This window comes from Paenarthrobacter sp. NPDC089714 (genome assembly GCF_044748905.1).
Lineage (GTDB): Bacteria > Actinomycetota > Actinomycetes > Actinomycetales > Micrococcaceae > Arthrobacter.
In genome coordinates, this window is record NZ_JBIVGX010000002.1 from 12824 (window position 1) to 29222 (window position 16399).

Consider the following 16399-nt stretch of genomic DNA (forward strand, 5'->3'; position numbering starts at 1 on the left):
GTCTCCTTGTTGTTCGGACGCCCGGTTCGGAGCGTCTCCGCTGATGATTAAAGCCCGACGGCGCCGCCCACCAAAAGTGGTGAGCGGCGCCGTCGTCGTGCTGTCCTTGGGGAACGGCTGACTAGATCTTGCGCGACAGGATAGCCTGCTTGACCTCGGCGATGGCCTTGGTGACCTGGATGCCACGCGGGCAGGCCTCGGAGCAGTTGAAGGTGGTGCGGCAACGCCACACGCCTTCCTTGTCGTTGAGGATTTCCAGGCGGATGTCGCCGGCGTCATCACGGGAGTCGAAGATGAAGCGGTGGGCGTTGACGATGGCTGCCGGGCCGAAGTACTGGCCGTCGGTCCAGAAGACCGGGCAGGACGAGGTGCAGGCAGCGCACAGGATGCACTTGGTGGTGTCGTCAAAGCGCTCACGGTCCTCGACGGACTGCAGGCGTTCCTTGGTGGGCTCGTGGCCCTTGTTGATCAGGAACGGCATCACTTCGCGGAAGGACTGGAAGAAGGGTTCCATGTCCACGATCAAGTCCTTCTCCACCGGGAGGCCCTTGATGGGCTCAACGGTGATGGGCTTGGTGGTGTCCAGGTCCTTGAGCAGCGTCTTGCAGGCGAGGCGGTTGCGGCCATTGATGCGCATGGCATCGGAGCCGCACACGCCGTGGGCGCAGGAGCGGCGGAACGAAACCGTGCCGTCAATCTCCCACTTGACCTTGTGCAATGCATCCAACACACGGTCCGTGCCGTACATGGTCAGCTTGTAGTCGTCCCAGCGGGCTTCGTCGGAGATCTCGGGATCGTACCGGCGCACGCGCAGGGTGATGTGGAACGTGGGGATTTCCCCGCCGCCGCCAACGCCCGCAGGAAGCTCGATCTTGGAAGCGGGTTCTGCCATTTCGGTCGTCATTAGTACTTACGCTCCATCGGCTCGTAACGGGTGAAGATCACGGGCTTCGTCTCCAGACGGATGCCCGCAACGGATTCCGCCGACGAGGCGGCTGTGACGGAATTGTCCAGGTAAGCCATGGAGTGCTTCATGAACTTTTCGTCGTCGCGGTCCGGGAAGTCCTCGCGGTAGTGGCCACCACGGGACTCTTCACGGTGCAGTGCACCGACGGTCATGACCTTGGCCATGTCCAGCAGGAAGCCCAGCTCCACTGCTTCCAGGAGGTCCAGGTTGAAGCGCTTGCCCTTGTCCTGGACAGTGACGTTCTTGTAGCGCTCCTCGAAAGAAGCGATGTCGCTGAGGACCTGCTGCAGCGACTCCTTGGTGCGGAACACCTGCATGTTGGCATCCATGGTGTCCTGCAGTTCCTTGCGGATCTGGGCCACGCGTTCGGTGCCGGTGCCGTTGAGCAGGCCGGACAGGATGCCACGGGTCATGGCCTCCGGATCCTCGGGAAGCTCGACGTAGTCGGCAGTCTTGGAGTACTCGGCTGCGGCAACGCCGGCACGCTTGCCGAAGACGTTGATGTCCAGCAGTGAGTTGGTGCCAAGGCGGTTGGATCCATGGACGGAAACGCAGGCAACTTCACCGGCGGCGAAGAGGCCCGGAACCACAGTGTCGTTGTCCTGGAGGACCTCGGTTGCGATGTTGGTGGGGATGCCGCCCATGGCGTAGTGCGCCGTGGGGAACACGGGAACCGGATCCGTGAACGGTTCCACACCCAGGTAGGTGCGGGCGAACTCGGTAATGTCCGGAAGCTTGGCTTCGATGTGCTCCGGCTCCAGGTGGGTCAGGTCAAGGAGCACGTAGTCCTTGTTCGGGCCACAGCCGCGGCCTTCGCGGACCTCGTTGGCCATGGCGCGGGCCACGATGTCACGGGGTGCGAGGTCCTTGATGGTGGGGGCGTAGCGCTCCATGAAACGCTCACCCTCGGAGTTACGCAGGATGGCACCTTCACCACGTGCACCCTCGGTGAGGAGGATGCCCAGGCCGGCGAGGCCGGTCGGGTGGAACTGGAAGAACTCCATGTCCTCCAGCGGAATACCGCGGCGGAAGGCGATGCCCATGCCGTCACCGGTGAGGGTGTGGGCATTGGAGGTGGTCTTGAAGACCTTGCCGGCGCCGCCGGAGGCGAACACCACGGACTTGGCCTGGAAGACGTGCAGCTCACCGGATGCGAGGTCGTAGGAGACCACGCCGGCAACGCGCTTCTGCTTGTACGGAGTACCGTCTTCGCGTACTGCGTCTTCTTCGACGATCAGCAGGTCAAGGACGTAGTACTCGTTGTAGAACTCAACGTTGTGCTTGACGCAGTTTTGGTACAGCGTCTGCAGGATCATGTGGCCGGTACGGTCGGCGGCGTAGCACGCACGGCGGACGGGGGCCTTGCCGTGGTCGCGGGTGTGGCCACCGAAACGGCGCTGGTCGATCCGGCCTTCGGGCGTGCGGTTGAACGGCAGACCCATCTTTTCCAGGTCCAGCACGGCGTCGATGGCTTCCTTCGCCATGACCTCGGCTGCGTCCTGGTCAACCAGGTAGTCGCCACCCTTGATGGTGTCAAAGGTGTGCCATTCCCAGTTGTCTTCTTCGACGTTGGCCAGTGCTGCACACATGCCACCCTGGGCCGCACCGGTGTGCGAACGGGTGGGGTAGAGCTTGGTCAGTACCGCTGTGCGTGCGCGCTGACCGGACTCGATCGCGGCGCGCATGCCGGCGCCACCTGCACCGACAATGACGACGTCGTACTTATGGACCTGCATACCAGATGCTCTCTCTTTCAAAATTCAGATGGTCGGCGGAGCCTGCTCCGCTAAGTCAGGTGCGGCCCACGGAACAGGCCCACCGGAGGAGCCGCTACGGCGCCGGGCAGAAACCGCCAGGCAGCTGAACGCCGTCGACGACGGGGCACGGGTTGAAGGTGAAGATCACCAGGGTGCCGAGAATGACGATCACCGCAGTAGCTGCGTACAGGACCACCTTGAGCCAGAAGCGGGTGGAATCCTTTTCCGCGTAGTCGTTGATGATGGTGCGGACGCCGTTGGTGCCGTGGAGCATGGCCAGCCAGAGCATGGCGAGGTCCCAGAACTGCCAGAAGGGATCTGCCCACTTGCCTGCCACGAAGCCGAAGTCGATCGCGTGGATGCCTTCGCCCACCAGCAGGTTCACGAACAAGTGGCCGAAGATGAGCACCACCAGGACGATGCCGGAGAGGCGCATGAAGAGCCACGCGATCATTTCGAAGTTGCCGCGGCTGCTGCCGGTCCGGTTGTACTTCGGGGCGATCTTGCCCGAACGGGGGGACTGGATGGTGGTCATGGCTTAGTGGCCTCCCAGCGCGAGGGAAAGGTGGCGGATGGCGAACCCTGCGAACGTAACCAGCCACAGCGCAAGTACGACCCACAGCAGTTGGCGCTGGTACTTCGCGCCCTTCTTCCAGAAGTCGATGGCGATCACGCGCAGGCCGTTGAAGGCGTGGAAGATTATCGCAGCGACCAGGCCCGTTTCACCCAGGGCCATCAGGGGGTTCTTGTAGGCGCCGATAACGGCGGTGTAGGCCTCAGGGGACACGCGCACCAATGAGGTGTCCAGCACATGGACCAACAAGAAGAAAAAGATCACTACACCGGTAATACGGTGTCCAACCCAGGACCACATGCCTTCACGGCCGCGGTACAAGGTGCCAGCTGGTTTTGTCGGCACTGAATAAACCTTCCTGCAACACAGCGGCGCTGGCATGGGATCCACGCGGGGGGAACGCCTGCTGCGAGAGCACTCGTAGCTCACGCCTAAATCTAGGCTTCGCTTACAGCTTATTCAATTTAGGACCGGCTTCTCTGCTTGTTAATTCTGTGTTTCCCGCCCGGGATTCCGGGAATTTTTCCGCTGCATGAGACTAATGCCACATGTGTGGCGCGCGGCGGGGCCTGGCAGCTGTGTCCGATAAAGTGTTGAGGTGAGTACAGAAGACGCGACATTCCCGGAATCACCCTTGGACCGCTTCCATGCAGTCATTCCGGCCGGCGGCGTGGGAACCAGGCTGTGGCCACTCTCGCGTGCCGCGGCACCGAAGTTCCTCCATGACCTGACCGGTTCCGGCAGCACTCTCTTGAGGGCTACCTACGATCGCCTCGAGCCCTTGGCCGGCGAGCGGGTCCTGGTGGTAACGGGCCAGGCGCACAAGGCCGCCGTGTGCCGCCAGCTTCCCGAAGTGGGGGACGACGAGCTGGTCCTCGAAAGCGAACCCAAGGATTCCGGCGCAGCCATTGGCCTGGCCGCGGCCATCCTCTACCAGCGGAACCCGGAGACCATCATGGGCTCCTTCGCCGCCGACCAGGTGATCAGCCCGGACGAGCTCTTCCAGGACACCGTCCGCGAGGCGATCTTCACCGCGGCCACGGGCAAGATTGTCACCATCGGCATCAAGCCCACGCACCCGTCCACCGGCTTCGGCTACATCCGTTCCGGCAAGGAACTTAAGGTTGATGGCGCGCCCAACGCCCTGGCCGTCGCGGAATTCGTGGAGAAGCCCAGCGAGGACGTTGCCCGCAAGTACGTCGAGGCCGGCGACTACGTCTGGAACGCGGGCATGTTCGTTGCTCCGGTAGCCCTCATGCTCCAGCACCTGAAAGCCAACCAGCCCGAGCTCTTCGCCGGCATCCAGGAGATTGCCCAGGCCTGGGACACTCCGGAGCGTGACGAGGTAACCGCCCGCGTGTGGCCCACCTTGCCCAAGATTGCCATTGACTACGCTGTTGCCGAGCCAGCAGCGGCAGCCGGCGATGTCGCCGTCGTACCTGGTACTTTCCGCTGGGACGACGTCGGTGACTTCGCCGCCATCGGACGCCTTAACAATGCCGGCGACGTTGACGAGGTGACCGTCCTTGGCGAAGGTGCGCGTGTCTTTGCCGAAAACGCCAGCGGCGTGGTTGTTTCGGACACCAAGCGCGTGATCGCACTGATCGGCATCAAGGACGTTGTCATCGTGGACACCCCCGACGCGCTCCTGGTGACCACCAAGGAACACGCACAGCGGGTCAAGGGCGCCGTGGATGCCCTGAAGGCCAGCGGCGACACGGACGTGCTCTAGCCCAGTCCGTATAACTTAAGCCACCTCTTTGGTTGTCCTGCGCCTGAACGCAGCGTAACCAAGAGGTGGCTTTCGTTCTTCCGGGGCCGTGCATGGCTAGAGTTGTGACGTGCGCAATTACACGACTGAAACCGAGCCCACTCCTGTTGTAGGTCCTTGGGTTGACGAGCTCTTGCCCGGACTCATCGAATTCAGGCGGGACCTGCACGCGCACCCTGAACTTTCCTTCAAGGAGTTCCGCACCACGGACAAGCTCGTGGAGCGGCTCGAGGCCGCCGGATTGAAGCCGCGCCGCCTCGAGAACACTGGCCTGACGGTGGATGTGGGGGAAGGCCCCATTGCCACGGCCCTCCGCGGCGACATCGATGCGCTGCCGATCATCGAGGAAACCGGACTGCCGTTCGCCTCCAAGAACCACGGGGTGACACATGCGTGTGGCCACGACATCCACACCACCACCATGCTCGGCATTGCCCTGACCCTGCAGCGCATGCACAAGAACAACCCGCTGGGCGGCACGGTCCGCATCATTTTCCAGCCGGCCGAGGAAACCATGCCCGGCGGTGCGTTGTCCTGCATCGAGCAGGGGGTGCTGCTGGGTGTTCCCCGTATCCTCGCGCTTCATTGTGATCCCCGGATCAATGTTGGCCAGATCGGCACGCGCATTGGCGCCATCACGTCGGCGTCGGACACCATCAAGATCGAACTGACGGGCCGCGGCGGACACACCTCCCGGCCCCACCTGACCGAAGACCTGGTCTTCGCGCTGGCGCAGATCGCCATCAACGTCCCCGCCGTCCTGTCGCGCCGAGTTGACGTTCGCAGCGGGGTCTCCGTGGTGTGGGGGCAGATCTCTGCGGGCTCAGCCCCCAACGCCATCCCGGGCAGCGGCTACATGGCCGGGACCATGCGCTGCCTGGACCGCGATGCGTGGCACAGCGCCGGAGAGTTGCTGGACGACGTCGTGAAGCAGGTTGCTGCCCCGTATGGCGTGGATGTTCACCTGGAACACACCCGTGGCGTTCCTCCCGTGGTCAACTCCGAGCACGAGACGGCGCTGATCGAGGCGGCCGCCCGGGCGGAACTTGGCGAGAACGCGGTGGTCCTGACCCCGCAGTCCATGGGTGGCGAAGACTTCGCATGGTTCCTCGCGGACCTCCCCGGCGCCATGATGCGCTTGGGGACCCACACGCCCGGCGGCGAGGAGTACGACCTCCACCGTGGCGACTTCATCGTGGACGAGCGGGCCTTGGGCTACGCGGTCCGCGTCCTGTCAGCTGCGGCCCTCCGGACCATCCGGGACCTCCAAAACTAAACCCAACCGGGGGACAGATGGAGGCCCACTGAGCGTTCAGTGGAGCGTGATCTGTCCCTCAGTTGGGTGCACTCGGCCAAATTGAGTTGTGCACAATTCAATTGTGCGCTACCGTTTTACCCATGAGTGATGCTCCCCGCCTCCGCCACCAGGTCTGCTTTGCGCTGTACTCGGCATCCAAGGCCGCGACGGCGGTCTACCGCCCCGTGCTGGACGATCTGGGCCTGACGTATCCGCAGTACCTGGTGATGCTGGTCCTGTGGGAGCAGGAGCCGCGGAGCGTACGAGAGTTGGGGGCCGAGCTCGGCCTGGATTCCGGGACGCTGTCACCGCTCCTGAAGCGCCTTGAGGCACTCGGCCTCGTGGAGCGCCACCGGTCCGCCGAGGACGAACGCCGTGTTGACGTGGTCCTCACCGAGGCGGGGAGCCGGCTGAGCGAACGTGCAGAAGCCGTTCCGCAGCGCCTCGCGGACGCCGCAGGACTGTCTGCCGCGGAGATCCAGCAACTGCACGCCACCCTCGGCAAACTCACTGCGGCCCTGCAGAAGTCACTCTGAAGACGTCGAACGAGAAGAAGATTTCACACCAGAAAGGGACACTACCCATGAAGACCCTCTACACAGCTGAGGCCCTTGCCTCCGGCGAAGGCCGCGACGGCAACGCCCGCACCAACGACGGCAAGCTTGACGTTGCTCTGGCAAGCCCGGTGGAACTGGGCGGCAACGGCCAGGGAACCAACCCGGAGCAGTTGTTCGCGGCCGGATACGCGGCTTGCTTCCACTCCGCGTTGCGCTTGGTGGGCCGGAAGGAACGCGTTGACCTGACGGACTCTGCGGTCGCCGCGAAGATCCACTTCGGAGCCTTGACCGACAGCGAAGGCTACGGCCTGGCCGCCGAACTTGAAATCGCGTTGCCCGCCCTGGGCAAGGAAAAGGCCGAGGAACTCATGGCCAAGGCGCACACGATCTGCCCCTATTCCAATGCCACCCGTGGCAACATCGCCGTGGACCTCAAGCTCGTGGAGTTCGCAGCATGAGCGCCCTGACGCAGGAGCTTCCTGCCGCAACCCGCGAAATCCAGCTCGCCTCCCGGCCTTCCGGCAGGCCTGTTCCGGACAACTTCCGCCTGGCCGAGGCTGGGCTTCCCCAGCTGGAGGAAGGCCAGGTCCTGGTGAAGAACCAGTTTATGTCCGTGGATCCCTACATGCGCGGCCGCATGAATGATGCAAAGTCGTACTCGGCGCCGTTCCGCATCGATGCAGCGCTCGACGGCGGTGCGGTGGGTGAGGTGATCGCGTCCCGTTCGGACGCGCACAAGGTGGGTGACGTCGTCGTGCATCAACTGGGGTGGCGTGAACACGCGGTGGTTGACGCCGCAACGGCCACCACGGTGCCGGCGGGGCTTGCGCCCGCATCGGCGTTCCTCGGGGCGTTGGGCATGACCGGCCTGACTGCCTACGCCGGACTGCTCAAGGTGGCCGAATTCAAGGAAGGCGACGTCGTCTTCGTTTCCGGTGCTGCCGGTGCCGTGGGTTCCATGGTGGGACAGATCGCCAAGGCCATGGGCGCCGGCAGGGTGATTGGCAGTGCGGGCTCGGCAGCCAAGGTTGCCAGGCTGTTGGAGCTCGGCTTCGACGCCGCCTTCAACTACAACGATGCCCCCGTGCTGGAGCAGTTGCGGGAGGCGGCGGGGGAGCGCGGGATCGACGTCTACTTCGACAACGTGGGCGGCGAGCACCTTGAGGCGGCCTTGGCTACGCTCAACGTTGGCGGTCGGGTCGCCATGTGCGGGGCCATTGCCCAGTACAACTCCACCGAGCCACCGGCAGCGCCGCGGAACCTCGCCGTGGCCATTGGCAAGCAGCTGACGCTTCGCGGCTTCCTGGTGGGCGGCCAGCGGCAGCATGCTGCGGAGTTCCGGCAGAAGATGGCCGGCTGGTTGGCTGATGGGACCGTGAGCTATGACGAGACGATCGTGGATGGACTGGAAAACGCGCCCCGTGCCTTCATTGATCTGCTGGACGGAATGAACACCGGAAAGATGCTGGTCCGCCTGTGACGCACGCCCCTGCCTACTGATTGGTAACAAAAAGTCAACGATCTGGGGCAGGGGCCAGCTTTGTGCTATCTCCGTGTGGTGTACGCCACTAGGGTGGTGGTTATCAATGCGCTACGGCGCAATGCTGCGAAGCATCAGTGAAAACAGAATTTCTGCCCCGGGGTTTTGGAAACGGACACTCATTGACCACCAGTCGTAGCGATCATCACTTTCTTCCTGGAGGAACATTGAAGAAACCACTGCGTGCCACCCTGAAGCGCGGTTCGATGGCCGGTGTGGCCACCTTGGGCGCCAGCGCGCTCCTGCTCAGCGGCTGCGGACAGGCTCCCGACGCCGGCTCCGCCAGCAATACCGCCAGCAACTACACCGGTTGCATCGTCTCCGACTCCGGTGGGTTTGACGACCAGTCCTTCAACCAGTCCTCCTTCGAGGGCCTCAAGAAGGCCGAAAAGGACCTGGGCATCAACACCAAGTCCGCGGAGTCCAAGGCCAACAGCGACTTCGAGACCAACCTGAACGGCATGGTGTCGGCCAACTGCAACATGACCATCACTGTCGGCTTCCTCCTCGGTGACGCAACCAAGGCCGCTGCCGAGAAGAACACCGACAAGCACTTTGCCATCATCGACTACTCGTACCAGACCCCCATCGCCAACGTGAAGCCGGTTGTCTACGACACCGCCCAGGCCGCCTACCTGGCGGGCTACGCCGCTGCCTCGGCCACCAAGACCGGCAAGGTGGGAACCTTCGGCGGTATCAAGCTGCCCACGGTCACCATCTTCATGGATGGCTTCTACGACGGCGTCCAGGCCTACAACAAGGCCAAGGGCAAGACCGTCCAGGTTGTCGGCTGGGACAAGGCCACGCAGGACGGCTCGTTCACCGGTGACTTCGAAAAGCAGGACACCGGAAAGCAGATCACCAAGAACCTGCTGGACCAGGGTGCAGACATCGTGATGCCCGTGGCCGGACCTGTTGGCAAGGGTGCAGGCGCTGCGCTCAAGGAAGCCAAGGCCGCCGGCAAGGACGTCAAGCTCATCTGGGTCGACTCCGATGGCTTCCTCACCGCTCCCGAATACAAGGACCTGATGCTGACCTCCGTGGTCAAGCAGATGGGCGAAGCGGTGGAAACCGTGGTGAAGGACGACAAGGACGGCAAGTTCAGCAACGAAGCCTACGTTGGCACGCTGGCCAACGACGGCGTGGCGATCGCCCCGTTCCACGACCTTGACTCGGCCATCTCCGCCGACACCAAGAGCGAACTCGACGCCCTGAAGGCGGACATCATCTCCGGGAAGCTGAAAGTCGAATCGGCGGCCAGCCCCAAGAAGTAGCAACTCCTGGACGCGCCGCCAGTACCGTTCCGCGGTACTGGCGGCTCGTTTTTGCCCTGACGTAGGCTGCTGCCATAGGTAGTGAGCAGTGCAGCCGTCCCTCGGACTCAAAGAACGGTGGGAGTTGTGAAACTCGAATTAAAGGGGATCTCGAAAGCGTTCGGGAGCTTCTACGCCAACCAAGACATCGACCTCGTGGTCGAATCCGGCCAGATCCATTGCCTCCTCGGCGAGAATGGTGCCGGAAAATCAACCCTCATGAATGTGCTGTACGGGCTCTATGAACCTACAGCCGGACAAATCCTGGTGGATGACCAGCCCGTGAACTTCCGCGGCCCTGGCGACGCCATGGCGGCGGGAATCGGCATGGTGCACCAGCACTTCATGCTGGTCCCGGTGTTTACCGTGGCCGAAAACGTGGCGCTCGGTGCAGAGCCGACGTCCTTCGGCGGCGTCCTCAGCATGGATGAAACCCGCCGCAGGATCCGCGAGATCTCGGCGAAGTACGGCTTCGACGTGGATCCCGACGCCCTGGTGGAAGACCTGCCGGTAGGTGTCCAGCAGCGCGTGGAGATCATCAAGGCGCTGGTGCGCGAAGCCAAGGTACTCATCCTGGATGAGCCCACGGCGGTCCTGACGCCGCAGGAAACCGATGAGCTCCTGGACATCATGCGCCAGCTCAAAGCCAGCGGGACCTCGATCGTGTTCATTTCCCACAAGTTGCGGGAAGTGAAGGCCGTTTCGGACGTCATCACCGTGGTCCGGCGCGGCAAGGTGGTGGGCGATGCTCCGCCGACCGCCTCGGCCACCGAACTTGCCTCCATGATGGTGGGCCGTCCGGTCAGCCTCAGCCTGGACAAGGCGGCCGCCCAGCCCAAGGAAACTACGTTCGTCGTCGAGAACCTCACGGTCCGTGCCCCCAACGGCACCAACGTGGTGGACGGAATCAGCTTCGATATCGCCCAAGGCGAGATCCTCGCCGTCGCCGGTGTCCAAGGCAACGGACAAACGGAACTTACCGAGGCGATCCTCGGAGTGCAGGAACACGTCACCGGTTCCGTCACCCTTGACGGCAAGCAGCTCTTGGGGTTGCCGGTGAAGGATGTCCTGCGTTCAGGTGTTGGCTTTGTTCCTGAAGACCGGACGGTTGACGGCCTCGTGGGTCCCTTCTCCGTCGCCGAAAACCTCGTCCTGGACCTGTATGACCAGGCTCCTTTCGCCAGCGGCGTGAGCATGAAGCCCGCCAAGGTGGCAGACAATGCCAAGGCCAAGATCGAGGAGTTCGATATCCGGACTCCGTCGGCAGGTGCCGCGGCCGGAACCCTCTCCGGCGGCAACCAGCAAAAAGTGGTCATGGCCCGTGAACTGTCCCGCCCGTTGCGGCTGTTCATCGCCAGCCAGCCCACACGCGGCGTGGACGTTGGCTCCATTGAATTCCTGCACAAGCGCATCGTCGCCGAGCGCGATGTTGGAACGCCCGTGATGATCGTCTCCACGGAGCTCGATGAAGTCATGGAACTTGCAGACCGCATCGCCGTGCTTTACAAGGGCAAGCTTGTGGGCATCGTTCCCGCCGGGACTCCCCGCGACACCCTCGGCCTCATGATGGCCGGCGTCAGCCCGGAAGGGGGCTCCGATGACAACCAGTGACCAGACCAGCAGCGATCAGTCCAAGAAGGACGCAGCACCCCAGGAATCCACCGCTGATGCCCGGGCGGCGGACGTCGCCCTGGACACAGCAGGCGGCACCCTGGAGCCATCAATCGTTCCGGTCTCCTCGCAGAGCGGGGATATCGGGCACCAGCAGGGGAGCCTGTTCCGCAGGATCGTCATGGGCAACGGGTTCGTTTCCGTCCTCGCCGTGATCGTGGCACTGATCCTCGGTGGCCTCCTGATCGCCAGTACGGATGCCCGCGTGGCAAGGACCGCCGGCTACTTCTTCGCCCGGCCCACCGACTTCCTGCTGGCCCTGTGGGACGCCATGACCAAGAGCTACGTGGCGCTCTTCCAAGGCGCGGTGTTCAACACCCGCCAGGGCTTCATGCCTTTGCTGGAAACCATGACCGTGGCTACGCCGCTGATCTGCGCCGGCCTGGGCGTTGCCCTGGCCTTCCGTGCCGGTTTGTTCAACATCGGCGCCCAGGGGCAGATCATCATCAGCGCCACCCTCGCCGCCTACGTGGGCTTCACCTGGCACCTGCCCTTCGGCCTGCACCTCCTGGTGGTCATCATCATGGGCGTCCTCGGTGGCGCCGTGTGGGGTGGAATCGTTGGTGTCCTCAAAGCCCGGACGGGCGCGCACGAGGTCATTGTGACCATCATGCTGAACTATGTTGCCCTGTTCCTGCTGGACTTTCTCCTCAACACGGCAGCGTTCCGCCGGCCGGGGGACAACAGCCCCATCTCGCCACGGCTGGACGAATCGGCGACCTACCCGGTACTGATTCCGGGCTCACGGCTCCACCTCGGCTTCCTCGTGGCCGTGTTGCTGACCTACGGCGTGTGGTGGATGCTGAACCGGTCCACCATTGGCTTTGAATTCCGCGCGGTCGGCGCCAACCCCGCCGCGGCGCGGACCGCCGGCGTCAAGGTTCCCCGCGCCACCATCCTGGTGATGGCCTTTGCGGGAGCCTTGGCAGCGTTCGGTGGCGTGGCCCAGGTTGCCGGAACGGAGAAGGTCCTCACTGGTGGCGTTGCCGCCCAGATCGGCTTCGACTCCATCACGGTTGCCCTGCTGGGCCGCAGTACTCCGTGGGGTACCTTCTTCGCGGGCCTGTTGTTCGGCGCGTTCCGGACAGGTGCAGTCCAGATGCAGATCCAGACCGGCACACCGATCGACATTGTCCTGGTGGTCCAGTCGCTTATCGTCCTGTTCATCGCCGCTCCGCCCCTGATCCGGTCCCTCTTCCGGCTGGACAGCAAGAAGAAGAAAAACAAGAAAGCGGCACCGCATGCCGCCGTTGCCACCGGAGGTGCCAAGTGAGCGCAACAACCACCGCTCCCCGGGCTGGAGCAACCGCACTGCCGGGCACGCGCCCCTCGTTGAAGGTTCCTGTTTCCCTGGGTGTCCTGGCCCTGCTGGCCCTGGTGTTCTTCGGACTGCTCGGCCCCGGACAGACTGCCGAAATGAAGATCAGCGATCCCGGCGACAGTGTCCAGGTTCCGGCCCTCATGATTCCCGGCCAGGTAGGCGGGGTGGTACTGGCCATCCTGCTGCTGGCCATGGCGGCCTACTCGATCTACCTCTGGACGCGCGGGGAACGCTCGCCCAAGTGGTTGCCGATCGCGTTCGCCGTGGTGTTCGTCTTCGCCCTGCTCGTGTGGATCGTGGCCGGCGCACGCCAGCCGTCCATCTCCCTTGCCGGCTTGGTGGCGGGTTCCGTGACGCTGGCCGTTCCCTTGGTGTTCGGTTCGTTGTCCGGCGTCCTGTGCGAACGGGTTGGCGTGGTTAACATCGCCATCGAGGGCCAGTTGCTGGGCGGAGCCTTCACGGCCGCGCTCGTGGCCACGGTGACGGGCAGCCCGTACATCGGCCTGCTTGCTGCTGCGGCGGCAGGTGCCGCGGTGTCCATGGTGCTGGCTGTGTTCAGCATCAAGTACCTCGTCAACCAGATCATTGTCGGCGTTGTCCTGAACGTCCTGGTCTCCGGCCTCACCGGCTTCCTGTTCGGCACGGTCATGGCTCCGAACAAGGACCAGTTCAATACCCCCGGGCGCCTGGATATCCTTCCGATTCCCCTGCTTTCCGACATTCCCATCATTGGCCCCATCCTCTTTGAACAGTCGATCGCCGGCTACCTGATGTACATTGCGGTGGCCGTAGTGTGGTTCGGGCTGTTCAAGACGCGCTGGGGCCTGCGTGTCCGTGCCGTGGGTGAGCACCCCCAGGCAGCAGACACCCTGGGCATCAACGTCAACGCCACCCGTTTCTGGAACGTGACCTTGGGTGGTGCCATTGCCGGCATCGGTGGCGCCGTCTTCACCTTGGTGACCATCGACTCGTTCACCAAGGAGATCTCCGGCGGTCGAGGCTTCATCGCTCTTGCGGCGTTGATCTTCGGCCGGTGGAACCCCATCGGCGCCTTCCTGGCCTCGCTGCTGTTCGGCTTCGCGTACAACCTGCAGTCCATCCTGGGCATCATCGGAACTCCGGTGCCCAGCCAGTTCATGGCCATGCTGCCGTACCTGGTGACCATCTTCGCCGTCGCCGGCTTGGTGGGCAGGTCGAGGCCACCGGCCGCGAGCGGCATACCGTACGTGAAGGGCTGACCGATGCGCGATGTCAATTGGCAGGTCCTGGAGGACGCCGCCAAGGAGGCCATGGCCAAGGCCTACGCACCGTATTCGAAATTCCCGGTGGGGGCTGCGGCCCTCACCGAGGACGGCCGGATCATCAGCGGCTGCAACGTGGAGAACGCCAGCTACGGCCTGACCTTGTGCGCGGAATGCGCGCTGGTGGGGCAACTGCACATGAGCGGCGGCGGCAGGATCGCGGCCTTCTACTGCGTGGATGGCCAAGGAAACGTCTTGATGCCCTGTGGCCGCTGCCGCCAGCTGCTGTACGAATTCCGCGCACCCGGCATGCAGCTCATGACCACCCAAGGCATCAAAACCATGGACCAGGTGCTGCCTGACGCCTTCGGTCCGGAACACCTGGAGGAAAACACGTGACCAGTACCGAAGCGTTCGACGCCGTCCAGATCATCACCATCAAACGGGACAAGGGCACCCTGACGCCCGAACAGATCGACTGGACCATGGATGCCTACACCCGGGGCGTCATTGCCGAGGAGCAGATGGCGGCGCTCAATATGGCCATCCTCCTGAACGGCATGGACCGGGAAGAGATCTCGCGCTGGACGTCCGCCATGATCGCCTCGGGGGAGCGGATGGACTTTTCGTCGCTGACAACGCCCGACGGCGGCAGGAAGGCTACCAGCGACAAGCACTCCACCGGTGGGGTCGGGGATAAGATCACGCTCCCGTTGGCGCCGTTGGTGGCTGTTTTCGGGGTGGCCGTTCCGCAGCTTTCGGGCCGCGGACTGGGCCACACCGGCGGAACGCTGGACAAGCTCGAAGCCATCCCCGGATGGCGGGCCAACCTCAGCAATGCAGAGATCATGGCCCAGCTCCAGGACGTCGGCGCAGTGATCTGCGCGGCGGGATCGGGGCTGGCTCCGGCGGACAAAAAGCTCTATGCCCTCCGCGACGTGACAGGGACTGTTGAAGCGATCCCGCTCATCGCCTCCTCGATCATGAGCAAGAAGATCGCCGAGGGCACTGGCTCCCTGGTCCTCGACGTCAAGGTGGGCTCCGGCGCCTTCATGAAGGACGAGGCCAAGGCACGGGAGCTCGCGGAGACCATGGTGGCCCTGGGCAAGGACGCCGGCGTGCACACCGTTGCGCTGATGACTGATATGTCCACCCCGCTCGGCCTGACCGCGGGAAACGCGATTGAGGTGGAAGAGTCAGTAGAGGTCCTTGCCGGCGGTGGTCCGGAAGACGTCGTCGAACTGACCGTCCGGCTCGCCGAAGAGATGTTGGCGGGTGCGGGAATCCATGACGCCGATCCCGCCGCCGCGCTCAAGGACGGCCGGGCCATGGACGTGTGGAACCGCATGATCGAAGCCCAGGGTGGCGATCCCCGGGCAGCCTTGCCGGTAGCCCGGGAATCCGAGGTGGTCTACGCGCCGGCAGATGGCGTGCTGGTGGAAATGGACGCACTCGCTGTGGGCGTGGCTGCGTGGCGGCTCGGCGCCGGGCGGGCCCGCAAGGAAGACCCGGTCCAAGCGGCAGCTGGTGTACGGCTCCATGCCAAGCCGGGTGCCCTGGTCCGGGCCGGTGAGCCGCTCATGACGCTCCTGACGGATACTCCGGAGAAATTCGGCCGTGCCAAGGAGGCGTTGCAGGATGCCGTGGTGATTGCGCCGGAGGGTTCCCGCCCGGCCCGGCGACTGATTATCGACAGGATCGCCTAGGCTTAATTCCTGTGCAGGCCATCAACGATTTCATCCTCGCCGCAGCCGGGCAGCCCTGGGTGCTGTTCCTGGTGTTGGCCTGTTGCGTCATCGACGGTTTCTTTCCGCCGATCCCCAGCGAATCGGTGGTGGTAGGGCTCAGCGCTGTCTCCGGAAGCAGCGGTTCACCGAATGTGTGGCTGCTGGCCCTGGTGGCAGCGCTGGGTGCTTTCTCCGGGGACAACATCGCGTACCTGATCGGCCGCCGCATCGGCATCCAGCGGTGGCGCTGGATGCGGACCCAGCGCATGCAGGGTGCCTTCCGGTGGGCGGGCAAGGAACTGCGACGCCGGGCCGCCTCCCTGATCATGGTGGCGCGGTTCATCCCGATCGGCCGCGTCGCGGTGAACCTCACAGCCGGGGCCACCCACTTCAACCACCGGCGCTTCGTGGCCCTGACGGCCTTGTCCGCCGTCCTGTGGGCCGGCTACTCGGTGGTCCTTGGCTACTTCTTCGGTGTGTGGTTCGAGCACAACCATTTGCTCGGTGCTGTCATTGCGATCGTGGTTGCCGTGATCCTGGGCATCGTGATCGACCGCATCATCAGCAAGGTCCGTGGCTCCGTGCCCTTGGACGGCAAGGACATCCCCGAGACGGAGATCCAGCCGGGGGAGAGCGCCCCGCCTCCACCCAAGGTATGAGACC

The 16399-nt window shown here is 63.9% G+C and carries 16 protein-coding genes; 12 read left to right on the plus strand and 4 right to left on the minus strand.

Annotated features, from left to right (window positions below; all coding sequences use genetic code 11):
- Nucleotides 1-121 precede the first annotated feature (121 nt).
- The 4 genes from ACIPY3_RS04635 to sdhC all read right to left on the minus strand — a co-directional run bounded on the left by ACIPY3_RS04635 (nucleotide 122) and on the right by sdhC (nucleotide 3643).
- The gene (locus ACIPY3_RS04635; protein WP_400330697.1) at nucleotides 122-904 is read right to left on the minus strand and encodes a succinate dehydrogenase iron-sulfur subunit; all 783 of its coding nucleotides are present in this window, start codon (nucleotides 902-904) and stop codon (nucleotides 122-124) included.
- Entirely contained in the window at nucleotides 904-2703 is a 1800-nt protein-coding gene (gene sdhA / locus ACIPY3_RS04640) for a succinate dehydrogenase flavoprotein subunit (RefSeq protein ID WP_400330700.1), read from the minus strand. The genes ACIPY3_RS04635 and sdhA overlap by 1 nt, the downstream gene beginning before the upstream one ends.
- 94 nt (nucleotides 2704-2797) lie before the next feature.
- On the minus strand, nucleotides 2798-3259 hold the full coding sequence (locus tag ACIPY3_RS04645) for a succinate dehydrogenase hydrophobic membrane anchor subunit (RefSeq protein ID WP_387433251.1): 462 nt from the start codon (nucleotides 3257-3259) through the stop codon (nucleotides 2798-2800).
- A 3-nt stretch (nucleotides 3260-3262) separates the two neighbouring features.
- Complete coding sequence (gene sdhC / locus ACIPY3_RS04650; RefSeq protein WP_011773978.1) at nucleotides 3263-3643, minus strand: succinate dehydrogenase, cytochrome b556 subunit; 381 nt, start codon at nucleotides 3641-3643, stop codon at nucleotides 3263-3265.
- Nucleotides 3644-3896: 253 nt separating this feature from the next.
- Here sdhC and ACIPY3_RS04655 point away from each other — a divergent pair, with 253 nt between their 5' ends.
- The 12 genes from ACIPY3_RS04655 to ACIPY3_RS04710 all read left to right on the plus strand — a co-directional run bounded on the left by ACIPY3_RS04655 (nucleotide 3897) and on the right by ACIPY3_RS04710 (nucleotide 16395).
- Complete coding sequence (locus ACIPY3_RS04655) at nucleotides 3897-5030, plus strand: mannose-1-phosphate guanylyltransferase (RefSeq protein WP_400330703.1); 1134 nt, start codon at nucleotides 3897-3899, stop codon at nucleotides 5028-5030.
- A 109-nt stretch (nucleotides 5031-5139) separates the two neighbouring features.
- Complete coding sequence (locus ACIPY3_RS04660; protein ID WP_400330707.1) at nucleotides 5140-6345, plus strand: amidohydrolase; 1206 nt, start codon at nucleotides 5140-5142, stop codon at nucleotides 6343-6345.
- Nucleotides 6346-6467: 122 nt separating this feature from the next.
- Nucleotides 6468-6902: a MarR family winged helix-turn-helix transcriptional regulator gene (locus tag ACIPY3_RS04665; protein WP_400330710.1), complete on the plus strand. Its 435-nt coding sequence runs from the start codon at nucleotides 6468-6470 to the stop codon at nucleotides 6900-6902.
- A 47-nt stretch (nucleotides 6903-6949) separates the two neighbouring features.
- Nucleotides 6950-7381, plus strand: a complete 432-nt coding sequence (locus ACIPY3_RS04670) for an organic hydroperoxide resistance protein (RefSeq protein ID WP_400330713.1) — start codon at nucleotides 6950-6952, stop codon at nucleotides 7379-7381.
- Nucleotides 7378-8403 carry an NADP-dependent oxidoreductase gene (locus ACIPY3_RS04675; protein ID WP_400330716.1) on the plus strand — a complete coding sequence of 342 codons (1026 nt, stop codon included), beginning with the start codon at nucleotides 7378-7380 and terminating at the stop codon, nucleotides 8401-8403. The genes ACIPY3_RS04670 and ACIPY3_RS04675 overlap by 4 nt, the downstream gene beginning before the upstream one ends.
- A gap of 266 nt (nucleotides 8404-8669) precedes the next feature.
- Complete coding sequence (locus ACIPY3_RS04680; RefSeq protein ID WP_400331623.1) at nucleotides 8670-9737, plus strand: BMP family protein; 1068 nt, start codon at nucleotides 8670-8672, stop codon at nucleotides 9735-9737.
- Nucleotides 9738-9863: 126 nt separating this feature from the next.
- Nucleotides 9864-11387 carry an ABC transporter ATP-binding protein gene (locus ACIPY3_RS04685; protein WP_400330719.1) on the plus strand — a complete coding sequence of 508 codons (1524 nt, stop codon included), beginning with the start codon at nucleotides 9864-9866 and terminating at the stop codon, nucleotides 11385-11387.
- A complete protein-coding gene (locus ACIPY3_RS04690; protein ID WP_400330722.1) occupies nucleotides 11374-12720 on the plus strand; it encodes an ABC transporter permease in 1347 nt (448 codons plus the stop codon). Before ACIPY3_RS04685 ends, ACIPY3_RS04690 begins: the two co-directional genes overlap by 14 nt.
- Complete coding sequence (locus ACIPY3_RS04695; protein ID WP_400330725.1) at nucleotides 12717-14006, plus strand: ABC transporter permease; 1290 nt, start codon at nucleotides 12717-12719, stop codon at nucleotides 14004-14006. Before ACIPY3_RS04690 ends, ACIPY3_RS04695 begins: the two co-directional genes overlap by 4 nt.
- Before the next feature lie 3 nt (nucleotides 14007-14009).
- A complete protein-coding gene (locus ACIPY3_RS04700; protein WP_400330728.1) occupies nucleotides 14010-14408 on the plus strand; it encodes a cytidine deaminase in 399 nt (132 codons plus the stop codon).
- The gene (locus ACIPY3_RS04705) at nucleotides 14405-15715 is read left to right on the plus strand and encodes a thymidine phosphorylase (protein ID WP_400330731.1); all 1311 of its coding nucleotides are present in this window, start codon (nucleotides 14405-14407) and stop codon (nucleotides 15713-15715) included. The genes ACIPY3_RS04700 and ACIPY3_RS04705 overlap by 4 nt, the downstream gene beginning before the upstream one ends.
- Before the next feature lie 11 nt (nucleotides 15716-15726).
- Nucleotides 15727-16395: a DedA family protein gene (locus tag ACIPY3_RS04710; RefSeq protein ID WP_400330734.1), complete on the plus strand. Its 669-nt coding sequence runs from the start codon at nucleotides 15727-15729 to the stop codon at nucleotides 16393-16395.
- Nucleotides 16396-16399 lie beyond the last annotated feature (4 nt).

What these genes read in the sequence shown, in the direction of transcription:
- ACIPY3_RS04635 (WP_400330697.1), bottom strand. Translation starts at nt 904, where the DNA reads ATGACGACCGAAATGGCAGAACCCGCTTCCAAGATCGAGCTTCCTGCG.
- sdhA (WP_400330700.1), bottom strand. Translation starts at nt 2,703, where the DNA reads ATGCAGGTCCATAAGTACGACGTCGTCATTGTCGGTGCAGGTGGCGCC.
- ACIPY3_RS04645 (WP_387433251.1), bottom strand. Translation starts at nt 3,259, where the DNA reads ATGACCACCATCCAGTCCCCCCGTTCGGGCAAGATCGCCCCGAAGTAC.
- ACIPY3_RS04665 (WP_400330710.1), top strand. Translation starts at nt 6,468, where the DNA reads ATGAGTGATGCTCCCCGCCTCCGCCACCAGGTCTGCTTTGCGCTGTAC.
- ACIPY3_RS04670 (WP_400330713.1), top strand. Translation starts at nt 6,950, where the DNA reads ATGAAGACCCTCTACACAGCTGAGGCCCTTGCCTCCGGCGAAGGCCGC.
- ACIPY3_RS04675 (WP_400330716.1), top strand. Translation starts at nt 7,378, where the DNA reads ATGAGCGCCCTGACGCAGGAGCTTCCTGCCGCAACCCGCGAAATCCAG.
- ACIPY3_RS04680 (WP_400331623.1), top strand. Translation starts at nt 8,670, where the DNA reads ATGGCCGGTGTGGCCACCTTGGGCGCCAGCGCGCTCCTGCTCAGCGGC.
- ACIPY3_RS04690 (WP_400330722.1), top strand. Translation starts at nt 11,374, where the DNA reads ATGACAACCAGTGACCAGACCAGCAGCGATCAGTCCAAGAAGGACGCA.
- ACIPY3_RS04700 (WP_400330728.1), top strand. Translation starts at nt 14,010, where the DNA reads ATGCGCGATGTCAATTGGCAGGTCCTGGAGGACGCCGCCAAGGAGGCC.